Genomic DNA, 16,825 nt, shown 5'->3' with positions numbered 1-16,825 from the left:
ACATTCGGACGAGGACTGTATTCCAATGAAGAAGTCGCTTTTCGTGCTTGCGGCCCTCGTGCCGATCGTGGCCTGCACCCAGCAGGGTCCCCGGGACGGTGTGGCGGGCAACCCGCCCTCCACCGCCACCCAGCGCGCCTATGACAGCGCCACGGGCAGCCCGCGGACCAGCCCGGACGGCACCGGCAACAACCCGACCGGCACGGCCGCGGAGCGCGCGCTGGACCGGGCCGCCGGCACCAACACCTCGGGCGCCTATCCGCGCCAGTCTGACGGCACGGCGGTCAACCCGCCGGGCACGGCGGCGGAGCGGGCCTATGACCGCGCCACCGGGTCCAACACCTCCGGCGCCTATCCGCAGAACAGCGGCGGTGTGCGGCAGTAATTTCTGCCGGATAGGACTGATGGAGACGGCCGGGACTTTGTCCCGGCCGTTTTCGCATGCGCGGCATGCGTTCACCGATACCTGCCGGCTTTGACCGCAAGGTCAAAATCGTGCAGCTTTCCTGGCTTCCGTGCTCGCCTTGGCGAATGGCGCCGGGCCGCACGGCGTGACGGAGGATGGATCGCGTGATCCCCGCCCTGATGCCGACCTACAACCGTGCCGACCTCGCTTTCGAGCGGGGCGAGGGCGCCTGGCTGTGGACGTCGGATGGGCGACGATTCCTCGATTTCGGCGCGGGCATCGCGACCAGCAGCCTCGGCCACGGCCATCCGCACCTGACCAAGGTGATCGCGGAACAGGCCGCCAAGGTGATGCACGTCTCGAACCTGTACCGCGTGCCGCAGGCCGAGGAACTGGCCGCACGGCATGTCGCGGCCTCCTTCGCCGACAGCGTCTTCTTCTGCAATTCGGGCGCCGAGGCGAACGAAGGCATGGTGAAGGCTGTCCGCAAATATCATGCGGAGACCGGTCACCCCGAGCGCTTCCACATGATCTGCTTCGAGGGCGCCTTCCACGGCCGCACCCTGGCGATGCTGTCCGCCACCGGCAATGCCAAGTACCTGGCCGGCTTCGGCCCGCCGGTGCAGGGTTTTGACCATGTGCCCTTCGGCAATATGAACGCCGTGCGCGACGCCATCGGGCCGCAGACCGCCGGCATCATGATCGAGCCGATCCAGGGCGAGGGCGGTGTGCGCCCGGCGGATCTCCGCTTCCTGCGCGAACTCCGCGCCGTCTGCGACGAATTCGGCCTGCTGCTGGCCCTCGATGAGGTCCAGACCGGCATGGGCCGATCGGGCAAGCTCTGGGCGCATCAATGGGCGGGGATCGAGCCCGATGTGATGTCCTCCGCCAAGGGCATCGGCGGCGGCTTCCCGCTGGGTGCGATCCTGGCGAAGGAGAAGGTGGCCCAGTACCTCAAGCCCGGCACCCATGGCACCACCTATGGCGGCGGCCCGCTGGCGACCGCGGCCGGCAATGCGGTGCTGGACGTCGTGCTGGCCCCCGGCTTCCTGGATCAGGTGGATGCCGTGGCGCGCCTGCTGTGGCGCGGCCTGCTGGATCTGGCGGCCAAGCACCCGGCCGTGATCGAAGGTGTGCAGGGCGCCGGGCTTTTGCTGGGCCTGAAGCTGCGGCCGGAGGTCAACAATGGCGAGATGCAGGCCGCCGCCGTGGTCGAGGGCCTGCTGACGGTCGCCGCCGGCATGAATGTGCTGCGCCTCGCCCCGCCGCTGATCATCTCCGCGGCGGAGGTGGAGGAGGCGCTGCGCCTGCTCGACCGTGCCTGCCTGCGCATGACGCCGAGCGCGGCCCCAGGGGCAATGCAGGTCGCGGCGAAATGAGTGCGGCGCTGAAAAGCGTGGTGGGAGGGGGCAGCCCCTCCCCCCGGCATTTCCTGGAATTGATGGACCTGGATGCGGCGACCCTGCGCCGCATGCTGGACCTCGGCGTGCAGGCCAAGCGCGGCCAGGTGGCCGGCAAGCCGCTGGCCGGCAAATCCGTGGCGCTGATCTTCGAGAAGCCCTCCACCCGCACCCGCGTCAGCTTCGAGGTCGGTATCCGCCAGCTCGGCGGCGATGCCATCGTTTTGTCGTCGAGGGACATGCAGCTTGGCCGTGGGGAGACGCCGGCGGATACCGCCCGCGTGTTGTCCCGCTATGTCGACGCCATCATGCTGCGCACCGACAACGTCGCGAAAATCCGGGAGCTGGCGGAACACGCCACGGTCCCGGTCATCAACGGCCTGACCGATGTCTCCCATCCCTGCCAGTTGATGGCGGATATCATGACCTTCGAGGAGCATCGCGGCCCGATCGCCGGGCAGGTCGTGGCCTGGACCGGTGACGGCAACAACGTCGCCCAGAGCTTCATCCAGGCCGCCGCCCGCTTCGGCTTCACGCTGCGGCTGGCCACCCCGCCCGAACTGGCGCCGCCGGCCGAGCTGATCGCCTGGGCGCGGGCGGAGGGGGCGAGGATCGAACTGACCACGGACCCGCATGCCGCCGTGGCCGGGGCGCGTTGCGTGGTGACCGACACCTGGGTGTCGATGTCGGACGAGACCTCCGAACAGAAGCTCAGCCGCCACAACCTGCTGGCGCCCTATCAGGTGAACGACGCGCTGCTGAAGCATGCTGCGTCGGATGCCATCGTCATGCACTGCCTGCCGGCGCATCGCGGGGAGGAGATCACCGAAGCGGTGATGGATGGCCCGCAAAGCGTCGTCTTCGACGAGGCGGAGAACCGCCTGCATGCGCAGAAGGGCGTGCTGCTCTGGGCGCTCGGCCAGGGTTGATAACGCGGATGTCATCTCAGGGCGCCGCATAAGCGGCGCCCTGCGCTGGCGGGTTGCGATCGGCAGGATCTGATATCAGCCCGCGCGGGATCGCCAGCTCATCGCCATGTGCCACATGGTCAGGCCCAGCAGCGCCACCAGCGGCACGATCGGCAGCAGGTAGCGCTGTTCCAGATGCACCGGCAGGTGGACGCCGAAATAGCCGCCCACCACAAGCCAGGCGCCGAGCACCGGCCAGGCCCGCGAGTCCCTGGCGCGGGCCAGGATCAGCGGCGCCAGCAGCGCCGCGCCCGCCAGCGCGAAGCCGATCGCGCGGCTGGCCAGCAGCGCCGCCAGCAGCAGCAGCGCCCGCGGCGAACCATCCCGCCACAGCGCATCCGGCCGCCCGAACCAGGGGCGGGGTGCGCCGGCCTGGCGGTGCAGCTCCGCCACCATATCCACCGGCATGAAGCCCAGCCCGAACATCTTTGCGGGCAGCCGCACCACCATGGCGCGCAGCATCTCCCCCGGATGGCGGCGCCAGGCGCGGGCGTAGCGGTCGCTGGCCAAGGCGGCGATCTCCGGCGCGCTCAGCCCGGCCTCGAACAGGCGCTGGTTCAGCGAGTCGATGCCGACATAGCCGTCGCGGCCCACCGTCTCCCGCGCCAGGCGGTCGAACAGGTCGTCGCCGTCATAGACCGGCACGCCGCGCGCCAGCAGCGGCAGCACCGCCTGCACCATGACGATCTGCCGGCTGGTGGACAGCACCGCGGCGCCGCTGCGCCGTTGATTCTCGGCCAGCAGCGCGCCCGCCACCAGCAGCACCGGCGCCAGCAGCAGTCCCATGCCCAGCAGCGCGCGGCCCCGGTGGAAGCCGGTGGCGCCGCGCCCGGCGGCGATGGCCGCGGCGGGCAGATAGGCCAAGGCGAGATAGGCCGTCGCCTCTCGTACGAAGGTCGCCAAGGCCAGCATCACCCCGGCCAGCAGCACCGGCCACAGCCCCCGCCGGCGCAGCGCGCCCCAGAGCAGCAGCAGTGCCGCGCCGCCGGCGAGCGCGCCGTGGATGGCATCCGTCATCACCGAGATCTGCGCCAGCATGGCGTGGCCGCTGGCCGGCAGCAGCGCCGCCACCACGGCGAGCCCCGCCCCCAGGCCCAGCGCCCGCGCCGTGCGATGCGCTAACGCGGCCAGCCCCGCCTGCGCCGCCATCTGCACCGCCACCAGCCAGCCGGGCCAGGATTGAGGCGCCAGGGTCTGCAAAAGCGCCAGCAGCGCCGGGTAGCCCGGCGTGCGGAACAGCGTCGCCGGCGCCGGCCCCTGCCGCAGCAGCGCCGCCCCCTCCGGCAGCGGTCCGGCGCGCAGGGCCTCGGCATAGGTCAGGTAGGTCGGGCTGTCGGGGGTCTGGAACAGGCCGAAGACGAGCAGCGCCAGCAGCGCCGGCAGCATGGACAGAAGCGCCACCAGGCCCGTCGCGCCCCAGCCGCCTTGCGCTTCTCGGTCCATGGTGGTTCCGCCTGTCTGCCGCGCGGCGGTTATCACCCCCCACCCCGCCACGTCGAGGCAGCGCGATGGAAACCGGTCTGGGTGCTTTGCCAAGCGCCGGAAGAGGCCCATGTAGGAGACATGACGACCTTGACCCGCCGCGCCGCCCTTCAGGTTGCCGCTGCTGCCGCCGCAGCGGGCACCATCCCTGAGGTGCTCGCCCAGATGCCACCCGTTTCCCCCACCGCCGACCTGGCCGACCGGCCGCTGTTCGGCGCCACGCTGCGCACCCTGCCGAACGGGCTGCGCGTGGCGCATGTCGAACAGCGTCGCGCCCCGGTCATCGCCCAATACGCCTATGTGGCGGCGGGCGGGGGAGAGGACCCGCCGGGCCTGTCCGGCATCGCGCACTATCTGGAACACATGCTGTTCAAGGGCAGCCGCCGCGTCGAATCGGGCGAGTTCTCCCGCCGCGTGGCGCGGGAGGGGGGCAATGACAACGCCTTCACCTCCCGCGACGTGACCGGCTACTTCCAGCATGTGGAAGCCAGCCGTCTCGGCCTGGTGGCGATGATGGAATCGGACCGCTTCGCCTCCGCCCTGATCCCGGAATCGGAAATGGAGTCGGAGCGCCAGGTGATCCTGGAGGAGCGCAGCCAGCGCACCGGATCTTCCCCCCGCGCGCTGTTCTATGAGGAATTCGCCGCCGCGATGTGGGGCCGCCAGCATTGGCACGGCCGCCCCATCATCGGCTGGGAGGAGGAAATCCGCGCGATCCGCCATGCCGATCTGATGACCTTCTTCCGCGCCCGCTACGCCCCCGGCAATGCCGTGCTGGTGGTGGCCGGCGCCGTCAGCGGCGAGTCCTTCTGGGACCAGATCGCCGAGCAATGGGGCCAGGTGCCCGCCGGCCCCGCCGTGCCGCGCGACCGCGCCCCACCGCCGGCCGCCGCCCCCATCCCCCGGCTGGTGAAGAACGACCCGAGGCTGCGTGGAGAGGCGACCTTCCTGCGGTCCTGGCAGGCGCCGACGCAGACCGCCGGCGCCACCGAACACGCCGATGCGCTGGAAGTGCTGCGCCATCTGCTGGGCGGCGGCCAGGGCTCCCGCCTGCATCGCGCCCTGGTGGAGGGCGGGCTCGCCCTCGCGGTGGGCTCCAGCTACGACGGCGACACGGCAAGCTGGGGCGATTTCGACATCGCCGCCACCCCGCGCCGCGATGTGGCGCCGGAGCGGGTGGAGCAGGCCATGATGGCCGAGGTGAAGCGCCTGCTGGATGCGGGTGGCCCGACCGAGGCCGAGGTGGCGCGCAGCATCCGGCAGATGTCGGCCGGCGCGCTGCTGGCCCTCGATGGCCTCGGCGCGGCCCCGCGCATGATCGGCGGCGCGCTGGCCATCGGGATGCCGCTGGAATCGGTGGAATACTGGCCGCGACGCCTGCGCGCGGTGACGCGGGACCAGGTGGCGGCGGCCGCCGCGGCGGTACTCGGCCGAGCGCCTTCGGCCAGCGGGTGGCTGCTGCCCGAAGGGGTCGCGGCTCCGGCGGAGGTGCCGGCATGACCAGCACCTTTTCCGTCGCCATCCAGCAGGTTACCGCCCCGGGCGGGCTGACCGCCTGGCTGATCGAGGACCATTCCGTACCGGTTGTCTCCCTCGCCTGGGGCTGGGGCGGCGGCGCGGCGCTGGATGCGCCGGAGCATGGCGGGGCGCTGGCCATGGGCGCGGCGCTGCTGACCGAGGGCGCCGGCGATCTCGACATGGTGGGCTTCGCCGATGCCCTCCGCGATTCCGCCATCGGCCTGGGCTTCTCCGCCCAGCGCGACGGGTTTGAGGGCTCGCTGCGCGCCTTGCTGCCGGCGCTGCCGGAGGCGGTGCGCCTGGCCAATCTGGCCATGCGCGCGCCGCGCCTTGAGGCGGAGGCAATGGCCCGCGTCCGGGGCCGCGCGGTGGCCGGCGCCCGCGCCGCGCTGGAAACGCCGCGTGGCCAGGTCGGCCGCGCCTTCTGGGCCGCCGCCTTCCCCGACCATCCCGCCGGCCGCCCGACCTCCGGCACTGTGGAGACGCTGACCGACCTGCCGGAACAGGCGATCCGCGACGCGCTGGCCCGGCAGATCCGGGCCGGCGGGGTGCTGGTGGCGGCCAGCGGCGCGATCACGGCCGCGCAGCTTTCGGCCCTGCTGCCGGCGCTGTTCGAGGGGCTGCCGGCGGATGCCCCGGCCTCCGCCCCGCCGCTGCCGGCCTTCACCGCCTTCGCGCCGGTCGTCTTGCAGGTTCCGGCGCCGCAATCGGCGATTCAGTTCGGCCAGGCGGGCATGCCGATCAACGACCCGGATTGGGAAGCCTTCCAGGTGGTGCTGCGCATCCTGGCCGGCGGTGGCTTCACCTCCCGCCTCATGGAGGCGGTGCGGGTGCAGCGTGGGCTGGCCTATGGCATCGGCGCGGGGCTCGACACACTGTTCGGGCAGAGTGTGGTGGTCGGTTCCTCCGCCACCGACAATGCGCGGGTGGCGGAGACGCTGGAGGTGACCCGCGCCGAATGGGCGCGCATGGCGGCGGCGGGGCCGCAGGCGGCGGAGCTGGAGGATGCGGTGGCCTTCCTGACCGGCAACCTGCCGCTGCAATTCACCGACACGCGCCGCATCGCGGCGACCCTGCTGGCCATGCAGCGCAACCAGCGCCCGATCGACTGGCTGGACCGCCGCGATGAGCGGCTGCGCGCCTTGACCCGGGACGGCACGGCGGCCGTCGCGGCACGGCTGCTGAAGCCGGATGGGCTGGCGGTGGCCGTGGCGGGGCAACCGGCGGGGCTTTAGAGACCGTTTGAGAACACCGGCGGGTCGGTTTCGCGGGGCTTTTCCGCTCCGGGAGCGTTGCGCGGCTTGCCGATGCAATCAGCATCGGCTGCGCCCCGCGCCTTCCCGGAACGAAAAATCCCTTGCGAACCCTCAGCCGCCGGCATTCTCAAACGGCCTCTTAGCGGGGCTTCGAGGGGAATAGCTCTCTCCCCCCTGCGGGTGGAGAGGGCATCTCTTGGCTTGCGGCACGCTCCGGCCGGGCCTATTCGTTTCGGGATCGTCGATCCAGGATACCCAAATGCCGGAAGTCTGGAGCTATGCGGACGGCCTCTCCCGCGTCGTCGGCCATGATTCGCTGGGCCGAATCGATTACGACACCACCTTCTTCAGTAGTGGTGACGTGCTTCACGTCGATTACGACAATGAGGGCGTCTACGAATCCGCCAGCCTGACCACCCGCTACGATTCATCGGGGCGCGTCATCCAGGAAACGGCCATTTATGACAATTGGGCCAAGATCGAAACGTACTACGACACACGCAGCTTGACAATAGTCTGGTCGACGACGTTTTGCTATGACGCATTGGGCCGTATCGACAGCGTGACCGTGATTAAAGACGACCAGTCCTCATCCTACACCGACTATGACAATATGAACCAGTATTCGTCCTACTCCATGACGACCAACTACAATGCCGCCGGCGCCATTCTTTCGCAGCGCGCCTATTATGATGATAGGACATCCATCGAGACGACCTTCGATCCCGAAAATATTCAGGACTATACCAGCCTGACCATCAATTTCGATTCTGCCGGCCAACGCCAGAGTTTCGCATCTCAGCAGGATGATGGCAGCGCCCGGTCCGTGGTATTAACCCGTACAATCGGCCCGATCTCCGGGGGCATGGCGGTCTCAGCTGACTTCGTGACCCTTGGATCCGGGTCCATTACCCTTTCATCCGGGTCCATCACCGTTTCCTCCGCATCAGCGCCGATGACCGTCATCAGCGCTTCCGCGCCGTAATTCTCCCGCCCGCCCCAAAAGACCGCGCCACAGTAAACGGCGACCACCGCCAGTCCCCTCACGGCCGCGGCTGCCAGGCGATCACCCCTTCCGTCCGCGCCCGCACCTCCGGCGGGGCGAGGCAGGTTGCGACCGCCTCGTAGCCAGCCGCGCCCGGGCAGGCCAAGACCTCGCGCGGCGGACTGTGATTGGCGGGGCAAAGAAGAATGGCCTCCCCCGGTCCCACCGCCTCCAGATCCAGCATGGCGCTGGACCGGGTCATCAGGAACAACGGCCGGTCGGCGCGCGCTGTGCGGCGCAGATGGGCGGCCAAGGCGAGTTGCGTCGCCTCGTCCAGCCCCTGCTCCACCATGTCCACGACCAGCGCGGCCGGCCCCTCCGCCGCCAGCGCCGCCAGCAGGGCCAGCAGCGCGGGTGACTCCGTGGCGCCTTCCTCGACCAGCCAGGCGAGGCAGGCCGCGACCCGCGCCGGATCGGCCTCGGCGCAATGACGATCCAGCCCCAGGAAGACGGCGCCCGGCACCGCCTCCGCCAGCCGCAGCGCCAGCCTTGTCTTGCCGCTGCCGAGCGGGCCGATGATCCAGGTCAGCGGCTGTGGCGCGGGCAGTTCAAAGGGCTCGCCGCCCCAGGGCCAGGGCAGGTCGAAGCGGATCGGCGCGCCAGCGGGGGCCAGCAGCGCCGCCACCTCCCCGGTGGATGGCACCCGCCCTTGCGCCAGCCCGGCGCGCAGCCCGCCCACCGCCGCCACCGTTCCGGCCAACGCCCGGATGCGCGCTTCCAGTGCCGCCTGATGCGCGGCCAGCGCGGGCGCCAGCGCGCCGGGATCGCCACCCAGCACCCGCGCCACCTGCGCCAGGCTCAGCCCGAGGCCGCGCAGCGCCACCACCTCCGCCGCGCGGGCCATCTCGGCGGGGCCATAGGCGCGCCAGCCGGCGGCAGAACGCGCGGGTCGCACCAAGCCGCGCTGCTCATACAGCCGTAGCGCCTTGGCGGAGACGCCGAGCCGGCGCGCGGCCTCGGCGGGGTTCAGGACTCGTTCGGACAGGCTCACGCGGCACCTCATGACATGGACCGCCCGTCTTATCCGGGCGGCCCCAAGGTCCGGGTCAAGGGCCCGTTTCGGCCCGCTCCAGAATCGCCGCCAGGGCCCGGCCAAGCTGCGCCTGGGTATAGGGCTTGGCCAGCCGGGGCGGGCCGTCCCCCTCCGGCCAGGGGCCGGCATGGCCGGTGGCGAGGATAACCGGCAGGCCTGGATTTTCCCGCGCCAGCCTCGCGACCAGCGCGGCGCCGGTCATGCCGGGCATGGCATGGTCAGTGACCACCGCCACCGGCAGCGGCCCGTCACGCAACATCGCCAGCGCGGCGGCGGCGGATTCGGCGGTCCGCACCTCATAGCCCAGGTCGGACAGCAGGGCGGCGGAGCTTTCCAGCACCAGCGGTTCGTCATCCACCAGCAGCACCACCCCGCTGCCACGCGGTGCCTCGGATTCCGCCGCCGTCTCGGCCGTCGGCGGCGCCTCGCTGGACACCGGCAGCCACAGCGTCGCCGTGGTGCCCTGGCCGGGGTGGCTGGCGATCTGCAACGCGCCGCCGGATTGCAACGCCAGCCCATGCACCATGGAAAGGCCAAGCCCGGTCCCCTGCCCCGGCCCCTTGGTGGAGAAGAAGGGTTCGACGGCGCGGGCCAGGGTGGCGGCATCCATGCCATGGCCGGTATCGGTGACGGCGATGCGCAGATACGCGCCAGGGGCCAGCGCCGCCGGCGCCTCCGCCGAAGGGGCCGACTGCGCATCCAGCCGCACCGCGATGCGCCCGCCCTCCGCCATCGCGTCCCGCGCATTCACCACCAGGTTCATCAGTGCCAGTTCCAGCGCGTGCGGATCGACCAGCGCCGGGGGCAGGCCAGGCGGGGCGAGCACGGCGACATGCACCTGCGGCCCGGCGGAACGGCTCAGCAGGTCGCCCAGCCCGGCCAGCAGATCGGTGAGATCGACGGCGCAGGGCTTCAGATCTTGCCGCCGGGCGAAGGCCAGCAGCCGCTGGGTCAGTTGCGCGCCGCGCTCCGCCCCCAGCGCCGCGGCATCCAGGTGGCGCAGCAGCTGGGGCGACCCCGCCTCCCCCATCCGCTTCCGCGCCAGCGCCAGATTGCCCAGCACGGTCATCAGCAGGTTGTTGAAGTCATGCGCCACGCCGCCGGTCAGCCGGCCCAGCACCTCCATCTTCTGCGCCTCCAGCAACTGCGCCTGAGCGGCCTTGAGGGAGGAGACATCGCGCGCTTCCGGCACGAGGAGGGAGACGATGCCATCCTCGTCGCGCACCGGCTTGACCGAGAAGTCGATGGCCAGGGTGGCACCGTCCCGGCCGCGCATCGCCAGTTCGCGGCGGACGAAATGGCCGGCGGCGGCCTGGGTGACGGCGTCGCGCACGGCGGCGCGAAGGCCGGCCTCTTCCGGCCACCAGGGCGCGTCCCAATAGGGGCGGCCGATCACCTCCTCCGCCGGCGCATCGGCCAGGCGCAGCATGGCGTCATTCGCCTCCAGCAGCGTGCCGTCGGGGGAAAGCAGGCCGATGAACTGGAAGGTCGCGTCGAAGATGCCGCGGAACCGCGCCTCCCCTTCCCGCAGCCGGGCATTGGCATCGGCCAGCGCCCCGGTGCGTTCCGCCACCCGGCGTTCCAGCGTGGCATTGGCCTCCGCCAGCGCCACCGCCTTCTGCCGGCGATCGGTGACATCGAGCGCGATGCCCAGCATGCGGCGGGGCTGGCCATCGACGCCGCGCCGCACCTCCGCCCGCACCGCGATCCAGCGTTCCGGCTGGGTCTGGCTCCGGCTGGGGGCCAGGCGGAATTCGGCCTCCAGCGGCGCCTCGCCGCGCACCGCGGCGGTCAGCGCCGCGGCCAGGCCCAGCCGGTCCTCCGCCCGCACGCCACGCAGCGCCGTCCGGGCGGTGATGCGGCGGCGGGTGCGCAGGCCCCAGTCGCCAAAGACCTCCCCGATCAGGGCCAGCCGGCCTTCCCGCAGGTCCCAGTCCCACAGCCCGATCCGCCCGGCCTGCTCGGCCAGTCGCAGCCTTGCCTCCCCCTCCTGCACCGAGGCGAGCAGTTCCTCCCGCTCCACCAGCGCGCCGGCCAGGGCGGCGCCGCGGGTCTCCGCCGCCCGCAGCGCCAGCGCCTGCCGGCGCTGGTCGCGCCATGCGGCGACGGCCAGAAAGGCGGCGATCGCGAAGGCCCCGCCGAAGACCAGGCCCCGCTGCACCAACCGCCACCAGAAGGGCGCCAGCAAGGGACCCGGGTCGAGCGCGACGGAGGCGATCACCGACAGGCCGGCGGCGCTGTGCCGGGCCAGCAGCCAGTCCCTGGCGGCATCCTGCGCCGGGCCCGGCAGCGAGGCGTCGCTGGCCGATGGCGGCCAGCGCATCATCAGCGTGCCGTCGGCGCGGTCGAGTTGCAGGATCGTGCCCTGTTCCGGCAATGCCGCCGCCGCCCTGACCAGTTCGGCGACGGTGATGCCGGCGAGCACGGTGCCGCGGAACTCGCCCTCCGGCCCGCGCAGGGCACGGCCCCAGGCGATATAGGGCCTCTCGATCGGCCCATCGTGGAGCAGTCCGGACAGATGAGTGGCGGCGCCATCGCGCAGCGGCGCGAAATAGGGCTGGTCGGCCAGCGCCAGCCCCGTCGCGCCACCCAGCGTGCTGGTCACCAACCGGCCGGCCGCATCCGTCACCCAGATGGCCTGGACCTCCGGCGCCCCGACAGCCAGCTGGGCCAGGGCCCGCGCCGCCGGGCCGTTCAGCTCCGCGAGTTCACGGCCCTCGACAAGCTGCGCGACGCCCGCCGTGGTCAGTTCGGCGATGCGCAGCACCTGGCCGGCCTGCCGCGCCAGCAGGGCGGCCGCATGGGCCGCCTGCTCCCGGCCCCGCTCCAGCGTGGCGTGGCGATCGGTCAGGCTGGCCACCAGGAACAGGCCGGCGGCGATCAGCGTGAAGGCGGCCAGGCTCAGCGGCAGCCACCATCCCGCGCGCCCCTCGCCTTCCACCCGATCCGCCACCCCTGCCCCCACGCCCCTACCCACCCTTCGCACCGCCCCCGCCCACCGCTATCCTGCCGCCCACCTGGCGGGTGCCCAGCCTACCGGAGCCCCGACCATAAGCAGGGGATGTTTCACCGGGATATCGCCGGCCGGCGATATCCGCACCTGCCGGAACCAGCGTAAGGACGACAGGCATGACGGATTCGGACGCAGCAGCCTGGGATGTGGTGGCGGGGTTGGCCGGGCAGAAGGGCGCGGCGGAGATCCGCCCGCTGCTGGATGCCGACCCGGACCGCGCCCGCCGCTTCGGCTTCCGCGCCGCAGGCCTGCTGCTCGACCTGTCCCGCACCTCGCTCACCGAGCCGGTGCTGGCCGCGCTGCTGGCCCTGGCCGAGGCGCGCGGCGTGACGCGCTTCCGCGACGCCATGGCGGCCGGGGAGAAGGTGAACGCCACGGAAGGCCGCGCCGCCCTGCACATGGCGCTGCGCGCGCCGGCCGGCGGCTATCGCACCGACGGGCAGGATGCCTCCGCCACCGTGCGCGGCACGCTGGATGCCATGGCGGGCTTCGTGCGCGGGGTGCATGACGGCAGCATCCGCGGCGCCGGCGGCGACCGCTTCACCGATGTGGTGAATGTCGGCATCGGCGGCTCCGACCTCGGCCCGGCCATGGTGACCCGGGCGCTGTGGCGGCACGGCATGCCGATGCGCGCGCATTACCTGGCCAATGTCGATGCCCATGCGTGGGAGGCGCTGCGCCCCACGCTCGACCCGCGCCGCACTTTGGTGCTGGTGGCCTCCAAGACCTTCACGACGCAGGAGACGATGACCAACGCGCATCTGGTGCGCGGCTGGTTGGCGCAGGGGCTGGGTGAGGCGGCGGCGGCGAAGCACCTGGCGGCGCTGTCCACCAACCTGCCGGCCACCGCTGCCTTCGGCATCGCGCCGGAGCGGGTTTTCGGCTTCGAGGAATGGGTCGGCGGGCGGTTCAGCCTGTGGTCGGCGGTGGGGCTTTCCATCGCATTGGCTTGCGGCATCGAGGTCTTCGCCGGGCTGCTGGCCGGGGCGCGGGCGATGGACGACCATTTCCTGGCCGCGCCGCCGGCCGAGAACCTGCCGCTGCTGCTGGCCGCGACCGAGGTCTGGCATGTGAATTTCCTGGGCTACCCTTCCCGCGCCGTGCTGCCCTATGACGAGCGCCTGTCGCGCTTCGCCGCGCATCTCCAGCAGTTGGAGATGGAAAGCCTCGGCAAGCGGGTGACGTTGGAGGGGCAGCCGGTGGCGCATGCGACCGGGCCGGTGGTGTTCGGGGAGCCGGGTACCAATGCGCAGCATTCCTTCCTTCAGCTCATCCACCAGGGCAGCACCCCGGTGCCGGTGGATTTCGTGCTGGTGGCGCGGCCCGACCATGCCCATGCCGGCAGCCATCGCATCCTGCTGGCCAATGTCCTGGCCCAGGCCGAAGCCCTGGCCCGCGGGCGGACGGAGGCGGAGGCGCGCGCCGAGATGGCGCGCGGCGGGCTGGACCAGGCCGAGATCGACCGGCTGGCGCCGCACCGCACCTTCCCCGGCAACCGCCCCAGCACCTCCATCCTGCTGCCCGCTTTGACCCCGGCCAGCCTCGGTGCGCTGGTCGCCCTGTATGAGCACAAGGTCGCCTGCCTCGGCGCCTTCTGGGGCATCAACCCCTTCGACCAATGGGGGGTGGAGCTGGGCAAGCAGCTGGCCGGCGGCATCCTGCCGGCGCTGGCGGGCGACACCCCCGCCAGCGATGCCGCGACCGCCGCCATGATCGCGGAAATCCGCCGGTTGCAGGCGGGCTGAAGCGCGATGACCGAAAGTGCGAAGGCACCGAAGGTCTGAGCGCGCATTGACGCAAAAGATCAGACCCCGCCGGTGAGGTTGCGCAGCGCGTCGTAGCCGACGTTCAGCGTGCCCATGCGGAGCGTGACCACACCATTGTCGCGCACCGCGCCGGTGACCAGGCCGTTGACGGTGTAGGCCATGGTCTCCGCCGTGCCGTCCGCGGTGCGGCCGCTGACACTGACCCGATAGGTGCCATCGGCCTGCTTCACGCCGCGGCTGTTGGTGCCGTCCCATTTCCAGGTGCTGGCGGCGGTGCCGAGCGTGACATCGCTGCTGCGCACCAGATTGCCGCCGGCATCGCGGATTTCGATGCGGGCCAGGGTCGAGGTGCCCGCGGCCGGCAGGTTGATCTCCGCCGCGCCCGATTGCAGCGGCAGCCGGTCCGTCTCCACCGCGACACGCTTGCCGACCAGGCCCGCGGCCTCGCCAAGCTGGCTGGCCTGTTGCAGCGTCAGAAGCTGCTGCAGGGTGCTGTTGGTGTTGATCTGCTGCTCGACGGTGGAGAATTGCACCAGCTGCTCGGTCAGCTTGTCCGCATCCATCGGCGAGGTCGGGTCCTGGTTCTGCAACTGCGTGGTCAGCAGCTTCAGGAAGGTATCGAAGTCGCCGGTGAACCGGGCCGCGGAGCTGGCTGCCGCGCCGGCGGCGGCGGCAGTGCTGGTGGTGGTCGTGCTGTTGATCGAACCGCTCATGGGGAGTCTCCGTCAGACGGCGAGGTCGATGAGGCCGCGATGCGCCGAGGCGCGGCGGGCCGGAAGGGCGTGGACAGGCAGGTCCTGAACCGGGGGCGCGGCCGCGCGGCCCTGGGGGGCCTGGCGCTGGCCTGGCTCGGCCTGGCCCTGCTGGGCGCCGCCCTGGCTCAGGCTGAAGGACAAAGTGGGCGCGCGCGCGCCGAAGCCGGCATCGGACAGCGCCCGCTCCAGCTCTCGCGAATCCCGTTGCAGCAAGGCGAGGGTCTCGGGGCGCTCGGCCATGACGCGGATGGTCGCCTCGCCCTGGCTGCGGTCGATCGCGACCTCCACCCGGCCCAGCTCCACCGGGTCGAGCGTCAGGCGCAGGCTGGAATCGGGGCCCAGCGCCAGGGCCACGGCAAAGGGCGCCACCTGCCGGGCGGGCCAGGCCACCTGGGCGGTGGAGGCCGTGCGGAAGGGCGCTGGAATGCGCGCGGGGGGCTCGATGGGCGGCGCCAGGGGCACGCTGGCAGGGCTGGAGGAGGCCTGGGTGTTGGCGGGCGCTTCGCCACGCGAAGCCTCGCCCGGGAGGGTGCGCGACACGGCCTCCACCAGGCTCGCCTCCACGGCGCTGGCCTTCACCAGACTGGCCTCCACCAGCCCGGCTTCCACCAGACCGGCTTCCAACAGGCTGGCTTCCAACAGGCTGGCCTCCACGGGCCCCTGCGCCAGCGAGGCTGACGGCCCGGAAAGGGCCGCATCGGCCAGGCTCGCCTCCAAGGTGCCGGGAGAGGGCTCCGCGAGGGGGATCGCCGCGGCGGAAGGCGCGGCGGCCTCGACGGCGGAGAGAGGGTTGGTCCGCGACGGGCTGGCCGATGCGACCGGCGCGGCCGGCCGCTTAGCAGGGCCAGTCGCCTCGGCAGCGACAGCGGCCTGCATGCCGGCGGCGACGATCACAGGCGGCGGCGTGGACAATCCGGTCGGCGGCGCCACCGGCGCCGGCTCGATTGGCGCCGTCTCGGCTGGCTGGGAAGGAAGGGCGCCGGGCGCGCCGGCCAGGGGCGCCGGGGGCGGTCCGCCCGCAACCATGTCAGGCATGCCCGTAGCGGCGGTCGGGGTGGCAGCCTTCGGCATGGACGCCCCCGCCACCGCCCCGACCGGCCCTGGCATGGGTGCCTCGGCCGTGGTCGCCGGATCACTCGGCGCGGCTGCTTCCGCCGGGGGGGCAGGGAAGACCGGGGCGTCGGAGGCGGTGCTGGACGGAACGGGGCCAACCGAAACGGGGCCGGTCGAAACCGGGCCAGCCGCAGCAGGCACGGTCGAGGCGACACCGGCCGCCGGCGGGCTGCCGGAAGCGAGGCCCGTGGAAGAGGGTCCGGTCGAGGAAGCTTCGGACAAGGCGGACCCCTCCGCCGTAAGACCGCTCGGATCAGGGCCGGTGGAAGCATCCAGCACCGGCGTGGAGGGAAGCGGTGCAGAAGGTATTGGCGCGGCCGGCGCCGAATCGCTGATGTCGGCGATCGCCTGGGCGCCCGTGGCCGGCTGTTCCCCGCCTTGCAGGGCGTTACCCTGCGGCACCGGCGCCGCCGGCGTGGGAACGGGGACAGCCAGCGCCGGGGTGACGTTCGGCGGCGCTTCCTGGAGCGGAATGGACGGCGCGGGGATTTCGGGGCCGGTCGCCTCCGGCATATCGGCAGCGCCTGCCGCCTCCGGCAGGTCAGGGCCGGTCGTCTCCGCCACGTCGACCAGACGGGTTGCCTCGGCCGGTGTCTCCGCGAGTGTCGGGAGAACGGTCGTCAGAGCGGCTTCCGCATCGGGGAGAGTCGCCACGGGCGTCGGCGCGGCATCAGTGCTGGCCAGCGGCGGGCTGCTGCCCTCCGCCAGGGGCATTGCCGCAGCCTCCGCCGCGCCAGCGCCTTCACCCGCCTCGACGCTCGTCTGGGGCGCTGTCTGGGGACCTGTCTGGGCCGCCGTCTGGGAAGCCGAGCGCACCACCTGGCCCAGCACCGCCGCGAAGCCCTGCGGCGATGGCGCGGCACCACGTGCCCCGGAGACGGGGCTGACGGGGGTGGTGGTCTGGATCTCCATGGATGGGGCGGCTCCTGCCGTTGGCGCCGATCCCTGGGCAACCGCCATGCCAGCGCCAGCCGCCCGCAACCCGGCAGTCCCGGGGCGTGGCCCGGCAGGATCTGCCGTCACCCGGCAGGACCGGCCGGCCCGGACCGCGTCCGGGGCTGGCACGGCGG

At 72.1% G+C, this 16,825-nt stretch carries 12 protein-coding genes; 7 read left to right on the top strand and 5 right to left on the bottom strand.

Annotated features, from left to right (window positions below):
- Window positions 1-25: 25 nt before the first annotated feature.
- The 3 genes from ACVFYP_RS26490 to argF all read left to right on the top strand — a co-directional run bounded on the left by ACVFYP_RS26490 (window position 26) and on the right by argF (window position 2,735).
- Window positions 26-385, top strand: coding sequence for a hypothetical protein (locus ACVFYP_RS26490; RefSeq protein WP_499203181.1), 360 nt, complete (start codon window positions 26-28; stop codon window positions 383-385).
- A gap of 185 nt (window positions 386-570) precedes the next feature.
- Window positions 571-1,785, top strand: coding sequence for an aspartate aminotransferase family protein (locus tag ACVFYP_RS26485; protein ID WP_499203180.1), 1,215 nt, complete (start codon window positions 571-573; stop codon window positions 1,783-1,785).
- On the top strand, window positions 1,782-2,735 hold the full coding sequence (gene argF / locus ACVFYP_RS26480) for an ornithine carbamoyltransferase (protein WP_499203179.1): 954 nt from the start codon (window positions 1,782-1,784) through the stop codon (window positions 2,733-2,735). The genes ACVFYP_RS26485 and argF overlap by 4 nt, the downstream gene beginning before the upstream one ends.
- 75 nt (window positions 2,736-2,810) lie before the next feature.
- Here argF and ACVFYP_RS26475 read toward each other — a convergent pair whose 3' ends face one another.
- A complete protein-coding gene (locus ACVFYP_RS26475; protein WP_499203178.1) occupies window positions 2,811-4,217 on the bottom strand; it encodes a hypothetical protein in 1,407 nt (468 codons plus the stop codon).
- 120 nt (window positions 4,218-4,337) lie between these two features.
- Here ACVFYP_RS26475 and ACVFYP_RS26470 point away from each other — a divergent pair, with 120 nt between their 5' ends.
- The 3 genes from ACVFYP_RS26470 to ACVFYP_RS26460 all read left to right on the top strand — a co-directional run bounded on the left by ACVFYP_RS26470 (window position 4,338) and on the right by ACVFYP_RS26460 (window position 8,015).
- Complete coding sequence (locus ACVFYP_RS26470) at window positions 4,338-5,756, top strand: M16 family metallopeptidase (RefSeq protein WP_499203177.1); 1,419 nt, start codon at window positions 4,338-4,340, stop codon at window positions 5,754-5,756.
- Window positions 5,753-7,009 (top strand): M16 family metallopeptidase, encoded by a 1,257-nt coding sequence (locus ACVFYP_RS26465; RefSeq protein ID WP_499203176.1) that lies wholly within the window; start codon window positions 5,753-5,755, stop codon window positions 7,007-7,009. The genes ACVFYP_RS26470 and ACVFYP_RS26465 overlap by 4 nt, the downstream gene beginning before the upstream one ends.
- 280 nt (window positions 7,010-7,289) lie before the next feature.
- Window positions 7,290-8,015, top strand: coding sequence for a hypothetical protein (locus ACVFYP_RS26460; protein WP_499203175.1), 726 nt, complete (start codon window positions 7,290-7,292; stop codon window positions 8,013-8,015).
- Between the two features lie 58 nt (window positions 8,016-8,073).
- Here ACVFYP_RS26460 and ACVFYP_RS26455 read toward each other — a convergent pair whose 3' ends face one another.
- The gene (locus ACVFYP_RS26455) at window positions 8,074-9,066 is read right to left on the bottom strand and encodes a MerR family transcriptional regulator (protein WP_499203174.1); all 993 of its coding nucleotides are present in this window, start codon (window positions 9,064-9,066) and stop codon (window positions 8,074-8,076) included.
- A gap of 55 nt (window positions 9,067-9,121) precedes the next feature.
- On the bottom strand, window positions 9,122-12,061 hold the full coding sequence (locus tag ACVFYP_RS26450) for an ATP-binding protein (protein ID WP_499203173.1): 2,940 nt from the start codon (window positions 12,059-12,061) through the stop codon (window positions 9,122-9,124).
- Window positions 12,062-12,237: 176 nt separating this feature from the next.
- Between ACVFYP_RS26450 and pgi the strand changes: the two genes are divergently transcribed.
- Entirely contained in the window at window positions 12,238-13,866 is a 1,629-nt protein-coding gene (pgi, locus tag ACVFYP_RS26445; RefSeq protein WP_499203172.1) for a glucose-6-phosphate isomerase, read from the top strand.
- Window positions 13,867-13,925: 59 nt separating this feature from the next.
- Here pgi and ACVFYP_RS26440 read toward each other — a convergent pair whose 3' ends face one another.
- Window positions 13,926-14,600 carry a flagellar hook assembly protein FlgD gene (locus ACVFYP_RS26440; protein ID WP_499203171.1) on the bottom strand — a complete coding sequence of 225 codons (675 nt, stop codon included), beginning with the start codon at window positions 14,598-14,600 and terminating at the stop codon, window positions 13,926-13,928.
- Window positions 14,601-14,612: 12 nt separating this feature from the next.
- Complete coding sequence (locus ACVFYP_RS26435) at window positions 14,613-16,667, bottom strand: flagellar hook-length control protein FliK (RefSeq protein WP_499203170.1); 2,055 nt, start codon at window positions 16,665-16,667, stop codon at window positions 14,613-14,615.
- Window positions 16,668-16,825 lie beyond the last annotated feature (158 nt).

The organism is Roseomonas sp. F4 (assembly GCF_053891155.1).
Note: the sequence above shows the minus strand (reverse complement) of the source record. Positions and strands in the feature narration are given on the sequence as shown.